Here is an 18,480-nt window from a genome sequence, read left to right as displayed (position 1 = left end):
TTACGTATAGATAAAATATTAAAAAACCCTTCTTATCCGAGTTTAAACATTCTAGCTTACAACAAAATTAACTTGTGATAATAAAATAAGATTAAACGTCATCTTTAATGATTTACAAGATTGTTTCTAACCCGAATCAACAATAACACTAACAATCAATCATTTCATACAATTAAACTCTTAATCAACCCCCTATGAGAATCTCTACATTCTTGTTACTGTTGTTTTTTCTAAGTCAAAACCTATTGGCACAACAAAAACAAATCCCTTGCGGTGTAAACGAAAGCGTTTTACCCGAAAGTACTATCAAAGCCATGCAAATGGCACCCACTTGGCTAAAACAACAACAAGCCCGTAAGTCTGCTAATGAATTTTATGTTTCCAGAATTGCTGTAGATATAGATTCGGATACTTATCTGTTATTTAAAAAAGATAGTACTTTAATAAAACATGAAGTCATCAAGGCAATTGAAAGGCTTTCTAAAATCTATGAAGCTGAAATTAATACGCAATTGGTTGTAAGCTTTATCAATATCAGAAAAGACACCCTTACTGACCCCTATCGTGGTGTAAATGACATATTCAGTTTATTGTCCACTTTAATAAATGAACAAAATAAAGGAGTATTAAAAAATGTTGAATTCAACCACGCTATGTATTTACCCACAAAAGTACTTTATGGTGCAGGTGGTGTAGCTGCTGGTCAATTCAATGTTTCACCTTGGGGCAATGTTGCTACACAAGCCCATGAATTAGGACATAACTTTGGTTCTCCGCATACACAAAACTGTAATTGGCCCGGTGGAGTAATAGATTATTGTTATTCAGCAGAGGGAGATTGTTATACTGGACCGCTAGAAGTAAAAAGAGGGACTATTATGAGTTATTGTGAGATAGAACTTACTTTTCATCCACTTTGTAGAGCTTTAATGCAAAATTATGCAGCTACCTATTTGAATAAAATTAGTACTATGTCATCCATCACACTTACTGGTAGTAAAAATATTGACGGAGGTTACTACATTTTCAATCCAATTACTTCGGCAGAAAAATATTATTACCAGGTTTCGGAAACGGAAGATTTCTCCAAAATCATTACTTCTGATTCTAGCGATGTTAATGTAATTGAATATGGAAAAGTATTAAGGAATAAAACTTATTACTTAAGAATTAAAGCAAAAAACAGACTAGGAAATTCTGATTGGTCGAATACTGTTGCCATAGAGATACCCAATACTGCACTCCCTACCCCTAAATTATTAACACCCCTTAATGATATTAAAGAGGTAAATCCAGACAATGAGATGACTTTTACCTTTGAGCCTGTTGATGGTGCAACTTCCTATGAAATTGATTTTGCAGATTTTCAGAGTCGTAATTACCCAAACTTTACGATGAATCGAAATATAACTACTACCTCTAATTCTTTTACAATTACTCCTTCTAAGCAATCTCTAATCTTTGATCATTTCTATTGGAGGGTAAGAGCTATCAATGGAAATGTAAAAGGAAGTTGGTCTGAATCCAGAAGAGTAATATTAGGTCCTCTTTCTTACGATGTATATAGCGTTTACGGATCCACTTATGGTTTACAGTTATCAATCCCCTTCTATTTTAGAGATTATAATAAAAGTTACGAATCAAAGCTTACCGTTTCTAAAAATGAAAACTTCAGTAATCCAATCATAGAAAGAACCATTCTTCCAAGTAATTATGATATTCAATTCAATTCATTTTCGCTTGAAAATTTAGCAGCGAATACACAGTATTACTTGAAATTTGAAACCATCAACCCTAAAAAAGATTTAGTATATGATTTTCCAAAAGGAGTAATAAGAACCTTTACCCTACCATTTAAAACTGGAAATTTTTTACCATCAAACACATGGAAATATCTTAACAATGATAATACACCAAATTTTGGAGTAACAAAATCCAGAATTATTCCAATCGGCAATAGTGTTTTTAAGTCTTCTGAAAAAGGAATTGTGAAAATCAATTCAGATAGTGCCAAAGCTGTATTATATGGATTTGAAAGTACCAACAAAGTGATAGGGAGTGCTATCAAAGCCATCGATGTGGACACGTTAGGAAATCTTTGGGTAATTATGACAATCAGTAAAAGAAAAAACTATGTTGGAGGCTTTCCCGCTTCTGTTTACGAGATGAAACAGTTTGACTCAAAAACAATGAAATTGTTATCATCAAGAGAGTTAGATTTTCAAGGTTTAGTACTGAATATTACTCACTTTGACATCAATCATGGAATTATTAGCTATGGAGAAAAAGTAGCCCAAATAGATAGCAAAAACCTTGTAAAAACGTTCTATCAATTTGATGGCAATGGAAATTATTTCCATAAGATGGAAGTAAGCAAAACAGACATTTGGTTTCTTTCATATTTATATACTACAAATACTTATGCAGTAAGCCGTTATAATTTTGTTACTAAGGAAATAACACACTTTAATAATAAAAATACAAGTGCTATTCCGACGACAATTAATAAAATCAAGCTTGATAAAAAAGGAAACCTTTGGTTACTATATGATAAAGGTATTGTGAAATATGATGGACAAACTTGGACAAACTATCCGTCAAATACTTTTGCTAGTTATTCGCAAGGTACAATTAATGATATCTGTTTTGATGATGAGAATAATCTGTATGTAAACACAAACTATTATGAAAGTGAAATATTTACCCTCAAAAATAATACATGGCAAAAGATAGTTTCGTTCCCAAAATTTATGTCTGACAACATGGAAATAGATAGTCAGCGAAAATTTTGGCTAAAATCTTATGAAGGAACTTTACGAGTGAATCCATGTGGTTCAATTACAAAACCAGAATTTACTAATAATACTATAAAAACAATTGATGTTGGGCAGTCTATCAATTTAGAAGCAAAAGGCTGTAATAATGTAATGTGGAATTGGAATAGTGCTACAGAACAAGTAAATAATAAATTAATTTCAGGTACTAACATCTTAGCAGTCAATCCAAAAGTAACTACAGCATATTCAGCTCGTTGTTATGATAATGGCTGTATAAGTGATGAAACTGTTTTTAGTTTAGCAGTTCGTCCAAACCTTTTAACGAATAAAGTAGCCAAAAATGAAATCTGCTTAGGAGATAGCGTCAAAGTGCTTTCAACAATAGAAGGCTCTTTTGATGAAAACAATGTATTATCGGCTACTTTAACTTCTAGCACTAAAACAAAGTATAATTTCACTTTAGTGAATCAGAAAAGCTTTTCATCTTTTGTACCAAATTCAAGTATTCCGAGTGGAAAGTATTGGTTAAAAATCAGTTCAAGCTCTCCAAAACTTACCTCAAAAGATTCTGTTGAAATAACGATATCGGCTATCCCTACAGGAAGTATTTCAGGAATAAATCATTTCTGTACTGGCGGTGGAACTATGTTGGTTGCCACTACAAATAATACCGCAAGCTATCAATGGTTTGAAGGAGAAAATATGATAGGTATAGGTTCTAATAACAATCTCATTCTTGCTACTAAAAGAGGGAAATATACGATTCTCATGAAAAACAATATAGGATGTACAAACACTTCTGAAATATTTACCATTTATGAAAATCCTTTACCTACTGGTGAAATTATTGGTAACAATAGCCTTTGCCATGGAGAAAGTACAACGCTTATCGCCATAACTAAAGATAAGGTGAGCTATCAATGGAAAAGAAATAATGTAGAAATTGGCTCTAAAGCAAATAATTTATTTGTAAACCAAGAAGGTAAGTATCAGGTAGAATTAACGAGTGAGTTTGGGTGCAGTAGTACGCTAGCGGCTACCACTGTTGTTATAAACCCAAGTCCAACTTACGAAATAACAGGAGAGCAACAATTTTGTGAAGGACAAAGCACTACATTAACAGTTAATGGTAAAAATACTAAGTATTATGAATGGTTAAATTGGAACGGGGAGATTATTAGTACAGATAAAAGCATTACTATCACAAAAGAGGGAGAGTATGCACTATTCCTTGAAAGTGATAAAGGATGTATTATGCAACGGCCACACCTTTATATATACAAAAACCCTTTACCAACAGGTAACATTACAGGCTCAACCAATTTTTGCGAAGGGAATAGTACTGTACTTTCTGTAAACAGTAACAATGCAAAAAGTTATCAATGGTTAGAAGGTAAAAACGTTGTTGGCACTAACAAAAGTATTACTGTAGCAAAGTCAGGGAAATATGCTATTGTTTTAAAAAGTGATAGCGGATGTGTTAACACCGCAGACACTGTAATAGTAACACAAAACATTTTACCAATTGCTACCATATCAGGAGATAAAAGCTTCTGTGAAGGAAGTACCAAAACTTTGACAACTTCGGTAAGTGCTGGACTCGCTCCTTTTACTTATTCTTGGAAACTTGGAAATACGCTTTTAACTGATAAAACAAATACTATTAGTATTTCAAAAGAAGGTAATTATGCTGCTGTTGTAACTGATGCAAATGGATGTGTAGATACTACTAATATTCATACTATCAATGAAATAAAACTTGTAAAAGCAACCATCAGTAAAAGTGGAACAACGGATATTTTACAAAATACGGATGTAACATTATCGGTAACACAAGATGTTACTTATGGCTATCAATGGAATAAAGACAATGCTATTATTACGGGGGCAACTACTAATACTTTCACAGCCAAAGAGGCAGGAATTTATAATGTAATCATTACTGCGAATGGGTGCTCGTCAACCACAGAATCGGTAACAGTGAATCTAGTAACAGCCAATGAACCTAATACTTATTGGAACAATGTTTATCTAAATGCCTTTCCTAATCCGAATGAAGGACAGTTCACTTTGGAATTTACTAATAATGATAATCAGCCTATTTCATTATATCTCTATGATATATTAGGAAAAACGATGATTCAGAAAGTCATCAAAACAAAAGGAAAATATTCGGAAATAATTGATATTTCAACGTATCCAAGCGGAGAGTACTTTTTGATGTTACAAAAAGATGATTTTAAGAAGACTTTGAAATTGAGGAAGAAGTAAAAGACACAAAAAAAGCTGGAATCTCTTCCAGCTTTTTTTGTTTTGTAAGGATTTTAAAGACTGATTAAAAACTAATATTATTTACTTAAAATACCAGCTAATCTTAATAAATCAGTATTGATAATCTTCTTTTTCGTAATTGTATCGTGGAAAGGAGTGTAAATTAATTCATCATTTACAATTCCTGCCATTTCATTTTTATGTCCATCCAAAAGTCCTTCTAAAGCACCCAAACCTAAACGGCTTGCTAGGATTCTATCAGCAGCACTTGGGCTACCTCCTCTTTGAATATGTCCTAAGTTCGTTACACGAATATCAACAGGCACATCAATCGTTTGCTTGATCCTGTCAGCAATTACAGCAGCATTCCCTTCTTCATCTCCTTCTGCTACGATAACAATTGAAGAAGTTTTCTTTTTATTGAAGCCCGATTTTAAAGTTTCTACCACGTCTTCAACAGTTTGTCTTTCTTCTGGAATCAAGATTGATTCTGCTCCACCCGAAATACCTGATTGAATTGCAATATAACCTGAATCACGACCCATTACTTCAATAAAGAAAATTCTATCGTGAGAATCGGCTGTATCTCTAATTTTATCAATAGCATCCAAAGCTGTGTTTACAGCCGTGTCGTATCCAACTGTAAAATCAGTACCATAAAGGTCGTTATCAATTGTTCCCGGAACACCTACTGTTGGAATTTGAAATTCATTATAGAAGATTTCAGCTCCCGTAAAAGTACCGTTTCCTCCGATAGCAACTAATCCTTCAATGCCGTGTGATTTCAACTGATCATAAGCCTTTTTTCTTCCTTCTGGAGTCATAAACTCTTTACTTCTCGCAGATTTCAAAATAGTACCACCACGTTGAATAATATTACTTACTGACTGTGAATTTAGTGGAATAATATCACCTTTAATCATTCCATTGTATCCACGAATTATTCCAAAAATTTCGACTCCATGATGTAGTCCTCCTCTAACGACCGCTCTAATTGAAGCGTTCATACCTGGTGCATCACCTCCTGAAGTAAATACCGCAATTCTTTTCATGTTGGTAAAGATTGTATTTTAGTAAACTTGGTTAATAGTAGCGATTAGGTTAACATGAATGACATAAATCATCATTCATTTACGCAAAACCTTACAAATTTATCGTTTATAAGTGATGTTTCTAAGATTTTTTCAAAAAATTACAGTTAAATAAAACATAAATGGTAATTTATGTGAATATTTCAATATTAAATTGAACTCATTGATTTTTCACAAAGAAACAAAATATTTTAAAGCTAAAATCTGTATCGTCAAGAAGTAATTTGTATTAGCGGTATATTTGCAAAATTATTTAACCATTAATTTATCTCTTCGATTTCTTTAGAGGTAATTTCTTAGCTTTTCAACTACCATTCCATGTTTAGATTAGTACTTCTTTTTATTATTTATTTATCATTTCCTTTTCGAGGAGTAGCACAACAATGGTTAGGTATTTCTGGCAGTAATTATACAGGGACAAACACACTTTACTCAAATCCAGCTAATGTAGCAGATTCTAGGTATAAAGTTTATGTTAATTTAATAGGGAACGATTTATTTCTGACTAATAATTTTACCAATTGGGATGCCCCTTACTCTGTCCTCCAGTTATTTTCCAATACAGTTTCTAGCGAATACAGAAACCCTGTAACTAAAAATATCATTTATAAAGATGAATATTTAGCTGCTAACCAGAGTAATGGAAAAAAACACATGCACAGTATTGATGACCTACGTGGCCCATCTATTATGATTAACCTCAATGACCAACAAGCTTTTGCACTATCTACAAGAATTAGAACTGGGATTAATTTCACGGGGATGGAAAGTCAATTCGCTGATTTTATTCGCACTGGGATTAAAAACGAAGATCTTGAAAATAAACTGGTCAGCCTCAATGGTACTGCATTCAATACTAATAGTTTTGTAGAAATAGGATTAACATTTGGACAAGTTTTATTTGATGAAGAAGAAGATTTTGTAAAAATTGGAGGAACGATAAAACGTTTAGTGGGTTTATACTCTGCCCATTTAATGGTTGATAATGCCAACTATAATATCATTGAAGACCCAGCAAATCCTGACGAGCGATTACTACAACTCAATAATATTATTGCAAAATACGGATACACTCAAAACGGCTCTTATGAAAATGCAAGATTTTCACCAAGCTGGTTATTCGGAAATAATTCGGCAGGAAGTGGCTGGGGACTTGATATTGGCTTTGTTTATGAGTATCGCCCTAATCTCAAAAAATTTACTTATCGAGAAAAAGGAATCTTGAAATTAGACCCAAGTAAAAATAAATATAAATATCGCTTGGGAGTTTCATTAATTGATATTGGTGGGCTAAAATATGCAAACCCAAACTATGTTAAAAACTGGCAAGTAAATGCTACTAATAAAGTTTTTAATTCTGCTGATTTCAAAAAAATAGCTGATTTTGATGATGCTTTTTCTCGTTTAAATAATTCACTTAATTTGAATGATGCACAAGCAAAAACTTTATTCAATAGTAGTTTGCCTACAGCTTTAAGCGTAAACTTTGATTATCACTATAAAAATAATATTTACATCAACAGTGTTTGGACACAAGCTTTACGAAGCGATTATTCTGTTGGAATAAAATCTCCTTCATTATTGGCAGTAACACCAAGATGGGAAACAAAATGGGCAGAAGTAGCCATGCCTTTTGCACTGTTAGATAATTATAGTACTTTTTCATTTGGTTTAGCGGCTCGTCTTGGTCCTATTTTTTTAGGAACAGATAACCTTGGAAGTATTTTAAATATCGGCAAACCTCGTGGACTCGACCTTTACTTCGGAGCAAGTATTCCAATTTTTCGTCGCCCTCCTACTGTCCCTAATGCTTGCTTTTATGAAAATTCTTCTCGAAAAAGCTTCAAAGAAATCCTGATGTTTTGGAAAAAATAAGCTTAATGGAATAGGCTTAAAAGTTTAATTATCAACACATTAAATTCACAACTTATCGCTAAAAATTGATAATTACATTACTCCTTGGTCGGCAAAACTGTAGTATTTTTTGTCTGTGAAAATCAAATGATCTAGTACAGAAATGTCTAAACTATTGCCAGCGGCTTTTAGTTTTTGGGTAAGATCTCTATCTGCTTGACTTGGGTTTAGATTACCAGAAGGATGATTATGAGCTAAAATAATTCCACTTGCTAAGTGTTCCAATGCTATTTTGAATATCATTTTGGGGTCGGCAATAGTTCCTGAAACACCTCCGCTACTTACTTTTTGGCATTTAATCACGTCGTTAGCTCTATTCAAAAGAATAATCCAGAATTCTTCATGTGATAAATCAGATAAGTGAGGCTTCAATACTTCATAAGCATCTTCAGAACATTTGATTCTTGGACGAGTACTTGTTTCTGTTTCTTTCTTTCTTCTTCCTAATTCTAAAGCACTAACAATAGTAATAGCCTTGGCTTCACCAATTCCTTTGAATTTGGCTAAATCTTTTACCGAAAGTCGTCCTAATTGATTCAAATCATTCTGAACACTTTGTAGGATTACTTTGGCAATATCCACGGCTGTCATTTTTTGAATGCCCGTGGCAATTAAAATGCCTAATAATTCAGCATCAGATAAAGCGGCTTTACCTTTCAAGAGTAATTTTTCACGGGGTCTATCCTCTTCTGCCCAAGATTTGATATTGAGATGTGTATTTTCGTAGTTTTTCATAGGTGTTTTTATTTTGTTTGTAGTCTTTATTTTCAATTATTATTTAATTCTAAATTAAAACTAAAAACATTTTCTTCAAAATTTTGGGCATAAAAAAAAGACCTAACTTTTCAGAAAGGTCTTCTTTTATGAATATTTCAAAGCTATATTAAGCTATTTTATTCACTAACTTTGCTAACTTAGATTTCAAGTTAGAAGCCTTGTTCTTGTGAATAATGTTCTTCTTAGCTAATTTGTCAAGAGCAGAAGAAACTTTTTTATAGAGATCAGTAGCAACTACCTTGTCGTGTGTCAAGCGCAATTTCTTTACCATTGTACGGGTAGTTTTGTGCTGATAACGGTTACGTAGTCTTTTTGCTTCGTTGGCTCTGATTCTCTTTAATGATGATTTGTGATTTGCCATGTTTATTTCCCGAATAATATTGGTTTTCTGATTTTCTAATATTGAGGTGCAAAGGTACATCTTTTTTAAGATAATACAAGTGCATATTTACAAAAACTTTCAAATTTGATATAATTAGATTTTTTCACCTAAAGTTTATTCCTATGAAAAAAATGTTTATAAGCTTCATTTTCCTCTTGTTTTCAGCTTTTCAAGCTCAATTTGTCCTTAGCAATTCATTACATTTAACATCAAAACATAGCCCCAATACTCCTAATAGCACAAAATGGGGTTTTTACGCTCATCAGCGAATCAATCGTTTAGCGATTTTCACTTTGCCTCCAGAAATGATTTCTTTCTACAAAACAAACCTATATTATATTGTAGAAAATGCGGTTGCTCCCGACCGCCGACGCTATGCTGTGAAAGATGAAGCCCCAAAACACTATATAGATTTAGATACTTACGGCGATAGTGCTACTTATAAACTACCGCATTATTGGAATGATGCCGTTGAAAAGTTTACGGAAGATAGTTTGATGAAACATGGCATTGTACCTTGGCATATTCAATTCATGAAGTTTCAGTTGACGAAGGCTTTTCAAGAAAAAAATACTGCTAAAATATTAAAAATCTCTGCTGAAATTGGTCATTATATTGCCGATGCTAATGTGCCATTACATACTTCATCAAATTATAATGGACAAAAAACAAACCAAATCGGTATTCATGCTTTTTGGGAATCACGTTTGCCTGAAAGCTTTTCAGATGAATATGATTTCTTTGTAGGTTCAGCTACTTATGAAAAATCAATCAGTAAAAGAACTTGGGAAGCCGTTCGAAATGCTAATGCCTGCTTGGATTCAGTCTTTATTTTTGAACAAAAGCTAAATATTGCTACCAAACCAAGTAAAAAATACAGTATCGAAGAACGAAATGGTATCACAATTAAAACCTATTCAAAAGAGTATTCTAAACAATATCATGAAATGTTGAATCATCAGGTAGAAAGACAAATGCGTCGTTCTATTAAAATGATTGGGGATTTTTGGTACACTGCTTGGATAGATGCTGGTCAGCCAGATTTAAAAAAATTACTTCATCAACCTACTGAGCAAGAAAAAGAAGCTGACGTTAAAGAACAAAAAACTTGGCTACAAAAGCTCTTTAAAGTACGGGATGAGAATTGATTCATGTTAAAATGAACGATGAATAAACATTAAAACGATTTTCATCTGTAATTTTACAGTATGAAATCACAAATTATTTTAAAAGCAGGAAAAGAGAATCCTGTAAAACGTTTTCACCCTTGGATTTTTTCGGGTGCTATTGCAAAAATCATTGGCAGTCCTACGGATGGCGAAGCGGTTGATGTGCTAGATTCGCACAAAAATTATCTTGCTACAGGTCATTATCACGAAGGAAGTATCGCTGTAAAAATATTTTCTTTTCAAGAAACCGAATCAGATGAAAGTTTTTGGTTTGATAAAATCCAAAAAGCCTATCAGGTTCGTCAACTAATTGATTTCGAAACTACTAATTGTTACCGTTTAATTCATGGCGAAGGCGATGGTTGTCCGGGTTTAATCATCGATTTTTATAATGGTGTGGCTGTATTCCAAGCCCATAGCATTGGGATGTATCTTGAAAAAGAGAAAATTGCAGTAGCACTTCAAAAAGTTTATGGTGACAAATTGTTGGCTATCTACAATAAATCTCATGAAACATTGCCTAATCAGTTTGCCGCTACTGTGCAAAATGGTTATTTGTACGGACAATGTGCTGTGCCTCACGCTGTATTGGAGAATGGTTTCAAGTTTATGATTAACTGGGAAACTGGACAGAAAACGGGCTTCTTCCTCGACCAAAGAGATAACAGAGCTTTATTAGCGAAATATTCTAAAGGTAAAAAAGTATTGAATTCATTCTGTTATTCAGGTGGGTTTTCGATGTATGCTTTGGGTGCTGAGGCTGAATTAGTGCATTCAGTAGATGTTTCTCAAAAGGCAATTGATTTGGTTACTCAAAATATTGAAGCCAATAATTTTCAAGACTTAAACCATCAAGCATATTCGGAAGATGTGATGAAGTATTTGAAAGCTAACGACCAATTTTACGACCTTATCGTACTTGACCCGCCTGCTTATGCTAAAAACGTAGCGACTCGTCACAATGCGATTCAAGGTTATAAAAGATTGAACACAGAAGGTTTCAAGAGATTAGCCAAAGGAGGCATTTTATTTACCTTCTCTTGCTCGCAAGTGGTGGATAGAGAGTTATTCTACAATACTGTTGTTTCGGCTGCTTTAGAAGCTGGACGACAAGCAAAAGTATTGCACCATCTTACACAACCCGCAGATCATCCCGTGAATTTCTTCCATCCAGAAGGAAGTTATTTAAAAGGCTTAGTACTTTATGTGGAATAAATAACAGCTTTGTCTGAATATAAAAAGAGTCGCAAACTTCGGTCTAGTGAAGTTTGCGACTCTTTTTGCAATCTCAGGGATAGGACAACCTATCAAAAAGATGGAAAAACCTATCTCGGAGAAAGGACGACCTATCAAAAGATAGGAAAATCTATCTCGAAAATGAGATGACCTATCAAAAAGATAAAAAAACTTATCTCGGAGATGGGATGACCTATCAAAAAGATAAAAAACTATCTCGGAGATGGGACGACCTATCAAAAAGATGGAAAATCCTATCTCGGAGATAGGTTTCGTTTGGATTATTCATCAAATATCTACATAAAACCAAATAAAATTCTGAATTAGATTAGTTTTAAGATTTAACAACTTTAAAAAAAGTCTAATCTAATTCAAAATGTATTTTTAGTAGCTTGTTGTCATTACCGCTAAATCACTCGTTTTCTTCAATGGTATAGTAAAAAAGAAAGTTGTACCTTCATCTGGTTTGCTTTCGAACCAGATATTGCCATGATTTTTCTCTACAAGCTCTTTACACAACAAAAGCCCCAAACCACTGCCCTTTTCTTGAGCAGTACCAAAGCTTGAATAAGAAGTATATTTATTGAAGATTTTAGATTGAGCCTCTAGTGAAATTCCCTGTCCATCATCTTTAATTGATACAATAAGTTTATCCTCTTTTTCTTCTGTAGCAATGCTTACACTATTCCCTGCTTTCAAAAACTTCACAGCATTTTCAACCAAATTCCTTATTACAATATCAATCATCGCTTGGTCAGCCAAAACCATTTGCGAATCCTTTCCTTCTTCCTTAAAAACCCTAATGCTTTTCTCAGTAGCTCTTGCTTCAATCAAAGCAATGTTTTGCTGAATCACCTGCTGAATATCAAAAGCAATGGTATTTACTTGCATACCGTCCATTTGGCTTCTTGCCCAATACAATAAATTATCAAGCAAATTGGCTGTTACATTAAGACTCTGGGAAGCTTTTTCGATAAAATATTCTTTTTCTTCCTCATCCATACTTTCAGTTTTCAACATATCCATCATTCCTGAAATAGAATGAACAGGTCCACGAAGGTCATGCGCAATGATAGAAAAAATCCTATTTCTTACTAGAATCAATTCTTCTAAATGTTGATTTTTATTACTGATGTCTCTATTTTGTTCTTCTAATTGCTTGATAAGCTTCTTTTTATCAACAAAGTTTTTCACCAAAAGCAAAGCCAGTACCAATAAGAATAAAGCTACCGCAGTAATCAAATTCCGTTTTAGCTCGGTATTCTTTAATTCTTCTTGTTTAATAATGGCACTTTTTTTCAGTAAATTAATTTGTTGCTGCTGCTTTTCAAGACCATAACCAGATTGAATTTTTGTGATAGCCCTTGTTTTCTCGACACCGCTAAGGCTATCTTTCAAGGCTACTTCCAAATTCCTAATTTGCAGTGCTTCTTTATAATTCCCAAGTTTAAGGTGAATCAAATACAATACATTATACACTTGCTTTGAGATTTCATTAATCCCAATTTTCTTATTTTCTTTCAATGCCATTTGGGCATATTCTAGGCTCTTTTTATATTTTCCAGTATGATAATAAACCAAAGCAAAAGCACTATGACAATAAGTGATACCTTCGTCATCGTTCATTTTCACGGCTAAAGGCAATGCTTTATTAAGGTAATTTTGGGCGAGTTGATAGTTTTTTAGGGCAATGTAATTCTCACCAATATTGTAGTATGTAACAATAATTCCAAAGGTATCTTTCGCTGCTTGGGCAATTTTAAGGGCTTTTTGATTGTAAGCAATTGTAGAATCAGCGTGATTTTTGTACTTAAATACTTCACCAATATTAACCAATTCATTGAAGGTAGGATAGTTATGTTGAAGCGCAATATTATAAGCCTTTTTATAATAAAAAAGAGCATTATTGTAATCTTCCATGTCGGCATACACAATACCAATGTTATTAAAAACATTCTGAGAAAGACCAATCAATCCTAATTTTTCACTCATGCGAAGACTTTGAAAAAGGCATTCGAGTGCTTCTGGCAAACGTCCTTTCGAAACTAAAGACACTCCCTTTGTAAGGTATGCCAAAGCAATTCCTTTATCAAAATGGTTTTTTTGAGCAAGAACAAGCGATTTTTCTGCCATAAAAAGGGCAGTATCTGCATTTTTATTCCAGTAATATCTTGAAAGGGAATAATATGTATTTACTCTGTCGGTATCATGTTTAGCAGTTCTGAGTTTCTCTTGCAAGGTTTTCAAACGACCTGTTTGAGCATGACAAACTAAGGAAAAACACAACATTAATCCCAATATAAAAAAGAAGCCTTTTTTAACCATATTTCTTGTATGAAACCCAGATTTGTAAATGGTAGGTTTACCCATATAAACTTTAATTTGCGTGTGTTATTTCAAGAAAAACATAAGGCGAAACTATTGTTGTGAAACAAAAAAGAATTAAGAATATAAGTTTTTAACTCTTTAATCAGCAATCATTTAATATACTTTGACAATGTTTTAATAATAAACTTATACAGAATGGCTTAAAGCTACAAGGCTAATCGTTATTTTTTTCTATGAGTTTTATCATACTATTATCATACCAACATTAAAAAGGTAATTAAGAACAAATCATTCAAATTTGGTAAAAACAGAAAAATGCCCTTCAATCCCGAAAAGACAGGTTAAAGGACATTTTTTATTTTTTTCAGAAGAGATTATTTTGTTAAAATATTGCTTTTCAAGTTGTTAGAAATCTTAATTAATATCCTCATAAATTTCACAAATAAATACTATTTACTTCCCCTAAAATTAGGAAAGTAAATCAATTTCGAAATTTACTTCAATCAAAAAAGGCTTAGAAAATGCTGTTAAACAATTTTCTAAGCCTTCATGATAATACTTATTTAATCTTTATTTTTTCTTTTTCTTCGGGTCAGCTTGTTGAGCTTTTTGTGTTTCCTCAACAGCTTTCATTTGCTTTGAAATATACTCTGAGAAACGAGATTTCTTCACACCACCCGCTGCAATTTTCTTACGATTTTCTTCTAAAACTGCTTTGATTTTATCTTCATCTACAAATTTACGAATACCAATTTGTTGTCCGATAGTCACTAAGTTAGAAACGAAGTAATAGAAGCTCATACCTGCTGGAAGTGAGTTCATCACAAACATAAAGATTACTGGTGTGATGTATGCCATTTTCTTCATGTCAATCGGCTGACCAGTCTGGTCTGGTGTATTTTGATTATTATAATAACCGTAAGCAATACTTGAGACCGTCATTAACAAAGTAAACAAACTGATATGATTTCCGTATAATGGAATACTGAAAGGTAAAGTAGCGATAGAGTCAAAAGTAGAAAGGTCATTTGCCCACAAGAATGACTGCTGACGCAAGTTAATCAAGTTCGGGAATAACATAAACACCGCCATCAAGATTGGCATCGTCGCTAAGACAGGAATACAACCGCTTAGTGGGCTCACTCCTACTTCACCATACAATTTCATTTGTGCTTGTTGTTGCGCTGCGGCATCATCTCCTACTTTTTCTTTGATAGCATTCAATTCTGGTTGTAGAATTCTCATTTTTGCCATACTTACATACGATTTATAAGTAAGTGGAAGTAAAGCAAATTTGATAATTAAAACCAAAGCAATGATTAATAAACCGTAGTTATTAAATACTGTTTCTAAAACATTGAATAACGGCACAAACACATAACGAGTAATTGGCAGGAAAATATCATAACTCAATTTTACGTTTTTGCCAAAACCTGGCGCTACGTTTTTGATAAGGTTATAATCGTTTGGACCGAAGTACCATTGATAATTCCCTTTTCCAGATTTTAAGTCTGCTAAATCTAAATCCATGTTAGCTCTTAAAGTCTTGATATTTAAAGAATCTGTTTCGTTGGCAGTTGCTACGATATTCGCTTTCTGGATTGGAGCATTTTTAGTGATAAAACCAGAAAGGAAGTATTTCTTTTTGAAAGAAACCCATTTTACAGGTTTTTCTAAAGATTCTTCTTTTGACCCTGTTGGTGTTTCAGCCAATTGGTCAAATTCTTCATCTTCATTCAATAAGTAATTAACAGTTGCCTTACGGTTTTCTGTTAAATCTTTTTCAGTTGGGCGAACATTCTCAATCCAGTTCAATTTAACGGATTCGTTTTTCAACAAACCATCCAAACCTTGTAATTTAACGTCTTGGTCTAACAAGAAACCTTCGCCAGCTAAAGTATAAGTTTGTTCAATACTTTGTCCGTTAGCTAAATTTAAGATAAAGCTTACTTTTTGTGCTTGTCCTTCAGCAGCTACTCCGCCTTTAGAAGAAGTAGTAAAGTACAATTTGTTTAAATCAACATTTCCTTTCGTAGTAGGAAGGTCGAAAGTTATTTTATCAAAAGCCTCATCAAAAATCAAAAGAGGTTCTTTTTTCTGCGCTGCAAATGAATTGTACGTTTCGTAATTCTTTAATAATACTTGTTTCACTTTACCACCTAAAGTAGAGAAAACCACTTTGATGTCTTTATTTTCTAACACAAGCTCTTGTGCAGTACCAATAGCAGCCGATGCAAAATCGCCAGCAGCGGCTTTTAAAGCGACTGAATCAACCGTTGTAACTTTAGCTGCTGTGGAAGTTTGAGCTACTTTTGCTTTTTCAGGTGCTTTTTCTGGTTCAACTTTAGGGGCTAGGAAAAACTGGTATCCCAGCAACATCGCCATTATCAACAACAGCCCCGTGACTTGATTTTTGTCCATCATTATCTTTTGAATTTGTCTTTTTCGAGTTTAAGTACTTTCGTACATCAATTCGTTTGTCTGTTAATAGTATCGGTTTTATTTTCAAAGAGTTTCTATCTCTAAAAAATAAGAACGAAACATAAAAAACTTTCTATCAAATAAAACCGCCAAAGCTTTTGACTTTAGCGGTGCAAAATTACTACTTATCTTTAATTAAATCATTTTAAATGATAAAAGGTTACTTAGTAGTTCCTTTCATCAAAGGAATAGCGTTTCTTAAAGCTGCCTTTACAAAGTGAACAAATAAAGGAGCTGGATTAGCTACATTCGATTTGTACTCTGGGTGAAACTGCACACCAATAAAGAAAGGATGGTCTTTAATTTCAACGATTTCTACCAAACCTGAATCTGTATTAATTCCTGTTGGAATCATACCAGCATTTTTAAATTGCTCTAAATAAGCATTATTGAATTCATAACGGTGACGGTGACGCTCCTGAATATTCAATTTTCCATATACATGATGCGCCAAAGAACCTTTTTCTAACTTACAAGCATAAGCACCTAAACGCATGGTACCGCCTTTGTTAGTTACTAATTTTTGTTCTTCCATCAAGTCGATTACTGGATATGGTGTTTCTTTGTTCATTTCAGATGAATGAGCATTTTCAAAACCAACCACATTTCTCGCATATTCAATAACAGCACATTGCATACCCAAACAAATTCCGAAGAAAGGAACTTTGTTTTCACGAGCATACTTTACTGCATTGATTTTACCTTCGATACCTCTTTCTCCAAAACCCGGAGCAACCAAAATACCATCAAGGTTTTCTAATTTCTTTTGATAATCGCCTTCAACTAAGTTTTCAGATGAAATCCAAACAACATTTACTTTCGTTTCATTTACTGCTCCAGCATGAATCAATCCTTCTGCAATAGATTTATATGAATCTTTCAGCTCAACGTATTTACCTACTAAACCAATTGTAATTTGTTCCGTTGGATTTTTAAGTTTTCCCAAGAAATTTTTCCATTGCTCTAAATCAGCATCTTTATCATTGTAAATATCTAATTTATACAAAGCACGTTGGTCTAATTTCTCTTTACGCATCAACAAAGGCACATCGTAAATTGTCTCAGCATCCATTGCTTCAATGACATCGTTTGGCGAAACGTTACAGAAAAGTGCAATTTTACGACGCATTTCCTGTGGAATTGGATGTTCTGTACGACAAACAATAATGTCTGGCTGAATTCCGTATTCAGACAAAGCACGTACTGAGTGTTGTGTTGGCTTAGTTTTTAATTCACCCGCAGCAGCGATATATGGTACTAATGTCAGATGAATGAAAAGAGTATTTTTCTCCCCTAAATCCCATTTCAACTGACGAGCAGCCTCAATAAAAGGAAGTGATTCAATATCACCTACACAACCACCTAATTCAGTAATGACAATATCATACTGACCTGTAGCACCCAACAAAAGAATATTTTGTTTGATTTCGTCAGTAATATGAGGAACAACTTGAACCGTTTTTCCTAAATAATCACCACGACGTTCTTTTGTAATAACATTGAAGTAAACTCTACCCGTAGTAATGTTATTTGCCTGAGAAGTTGGTACGCCCAAAAAACGCTCATAATGACCCAAATCAAGATCCGTTTCCGCTCCGTCGTTGGTTACATAACATTCACCATGCTCATAAGGGTTTAACGTTCCCGGATCAATATTGATATATGGATCCAGTTTTTGGATAGTTACTGATAGCCCTCTAGCCTGTAATAATTTGGCTAATGATGAAGCAATAATTCCTTTTCCTAAAGATGAAGTTACACCGCCCGTAACGAAAATATATTTTGCGGTTTTAGGTTGCCCTTTACCTGACATTGTAATAAAATTGAAGTTTGAATTTTTCTAAGAGGATGTGTACAAAAATTGTACAGAGGAAGAATGGAGTTCCGCAACCCTTAGTTACGGGATACAAAGTTAGGGTATTTTCATGGAAGTATTTTGCCTTTTTTTGAATAAACACTGAAAACTTTCGTTAAACAACCCAATAAATCATTGGATTACAACACTTTACATTTGTAAATTTTTAACAATTAAAATTTCTGTTTCATCAAAACTA

The 18,480-nt window shown here is 33.5% G+C and carries 10 protein-coding genes; 4 read left to right on the top strand and 6 right to left on the bottom strand.

Features of this window, described 5'->3' with window-relative positions:
- Positions 1-245 precede the first annotated feature (245 nt).
- A complete protein-coding gene (locus tag ABID42_RS12355; protein ID WP_367283910.1) occupies positions 246-5,048 on the top strand; it encodes a T9SS type A sorting domain-containing protein in 4,803 nt (1,600 codons plus the stop codon).
- A gap of 77 nt (positions 5,049-5,125) precedes the next feature.
- Here ABID42_RS12355 and pfkA read toward each other — a convergent pair whose 3' ends face one another.
- Positions 5,126-6,100 (bottom strand): 6-phosphofructokinase, encoded by a 975-nt coding sequence (gene pfkA, locus ABID42_RS12350; protein ID WP_323260954.1) that lies wholly within the window; start codon positions 6,098-6,100, stop codon positions 5,126-5,128.
- 357 nt (positions 6,101-6,457) lie between these two features.
- On the opposite strand from pfkA, the gene ABID42_RS12345 reads away from it, so the two are divergent.
- Entirely contained in the window at positions 6,458-8,014 is a 1,557-nt protein-coding gene (locus tag ABID42_RS12345; protein WP_367283909.1) for a DUF5723 family protein, read from the top strand.
- A gap of 72 nt (positions 8,015-8,086) precedes the next feature.
- On the opposite strand, the gene radC is transcribed toward ABID42_RS12345, so the two are convergent.
- Together radC and rpsT are read right to left on the bottom strand one after the other, a co-directional pair.
- Positions 8,087-8,788: a RadC family protein gene (gene radC, locus ABID42_RS12340; protein ID WP_367283908.1), complete on the bottom strand. Its 702-nt coding sequence runs from the start codon at positions 8,786-8,788 to the stop codon at positions 8,087-8,089.
- 148 nt (positions 8,789-8,936) lie between these two features.
- Entirely contained in the window at positions 8,937-9,191 is a 255-nt protein-coding gene (rpsT, locus tag ABID42_RS12335; protein WP_184131519.1) for a 30S ribosomal protein S20, read from the bottom strand.
- Between the two features lie 152 nt (positions 9,192-9,343).
- Here rpsT and ABID42_RS12330 point away from each other — a divergent pair, with 152 nt between their 5' ends.
- Entirely contained in the window at positions 9,344-10,360 is a 1,017-nt protein-coding gene (locus ABID42_RS12330) for a zinc dependent phospholipase C family protein (protein WP_367283907.1), read from the top strand.
- Between the two features lie 60 nt (positions 10,361-10,420).
- Entirely contained in the window at positions 10,421-11,596 is a 1,176-nt protein-coding gene (locus ABID42_RS12325) for a class I SAM-dependent rRNA methyltransferase (protein ID WP_323260965.1), read from the top strand.
- A 405-nt stretch (positions 11,597-12,001) separates the two neighbouring features.
- Here the strand turns inward: ABID42_RS12325 and ABID42_RS12320 are convergent, their stop codons facing one another.
- The 3 genes from ABID42_RS12320 to pyrG form a co-directional block, all read right to left on the bottom strand.
- Positions 12,002-13,987, bottom strand: coding sequence for a tetratricopeptide repeat-containing sensor histidine kinase (locus ABID42_RS12320; protein ID WP_367283906.1), 1,986 nt, complete (start codon positions 13,985-13,987; stop codon positions 12,002-12,004).
- Positions 13,988-14,515: 528 nt separating this feature from the next.
- Positions 14,516-16,366: a membrane protein insertase YidC gene (gene yidC / locus ABID42_RS12315; protein WP_367283905.1), complete on the bottom strand. Its 1,851-nt coding sequence runs from the start codon at positions 16,364-16,366 to the stop codon at positions 14,516-14,518.
- Positions 16,367-16,586: 220 nt separating this feature from the next.
- On the bottom strand, positions 16,587-18,239 hold the full coding sequence (gene pyrG / locus ABID42_RS12310) for a CTP synthase (protein WP_367283904.1): 1,653 nt from the start codon (positions 18,237-18,239) through the stop codon (positions 16,587-16,589).
- Positions 18,240-18,480 lie beyond the last annotated feature (241 nt).

The sequence above is a fragment of the Arcicella rosea genome (genome assembly GCF_040543805.1).
In the GTDB taxonomy this organism is placed as follows: Bacteria; Bacteroidota; Bacteroidia; order Cytophagales; family Spirosomataceae; genus Arcicella; species Arcicella rosea.
The sequence above is the reverse complement of the archived record's forward strand: the minus strand, read 5'-3'. Positions and strand labels throughout refer to the sequence as shown.

Bases quoted from the DNA above. Each gene is read 5' to 3' on its own strand.
- pfkA (WP_323260954.1), bottom strand. From the start codon at position 6,100: ATGAAAAGAATTGCGGTATTTACTTCAGGAGGTGATGCACCAGGTATG.
- ABID42_RS12345 (WP_367283909.1), top strand. From the start codon at position 6,458: ATGTTTAGATTAGTACTTCTTTTTATTATTTATTTATCATTTCCTTTT.
- radC (WP_367283908.1), bottom strand. From the start codon at position 8,788: ATGAAAAACTACGAAAATACACATCTCAATATCAAATCTTGGGCAGAA.
- rpsT (WP_184131519.1), bottom strand. From the start codon at position 9,191: ATGGCAAATCACAAATCATCATTAAAGAGAATCAGAGCCAACGAAGCA.
- ABID42_RS12330 (WP_367283907.1), top strand. From the start codon at position 9,344: ATGTTTATAAGCTTCATTTTCCTCTTGTTTTCAGCTTTTCAAGCTCAA.
- ABID42_RS12325 (WP_323260965.1), top strand. From the start codon at position 10,421: ATGAAATCACAAATTATTTTAAAAGCAGGAAAAGAGAATCCTGTAAAA.
- ABID42_RS12320 (WP_367283906.1), bottom strand. From the start codon at position 13,987: ATGGGTAAACCTACCATTTACAAATCTGGGTTTCATACAAGAAATATG.
- yidC (WP_367283905.1), bottom strand. From the start codon at position 16,366: ATGGACAAAAATCAAGTCACGGGGCTGTTGTTGATAATGGCGATGTTG.
- pyrG (WP_367283904.1), bottom strand. From the start codon at position 18,239: ATGTCAGGTAAAGGGCAACCTAAAACCGCAAAATATATTTTCGTTACG.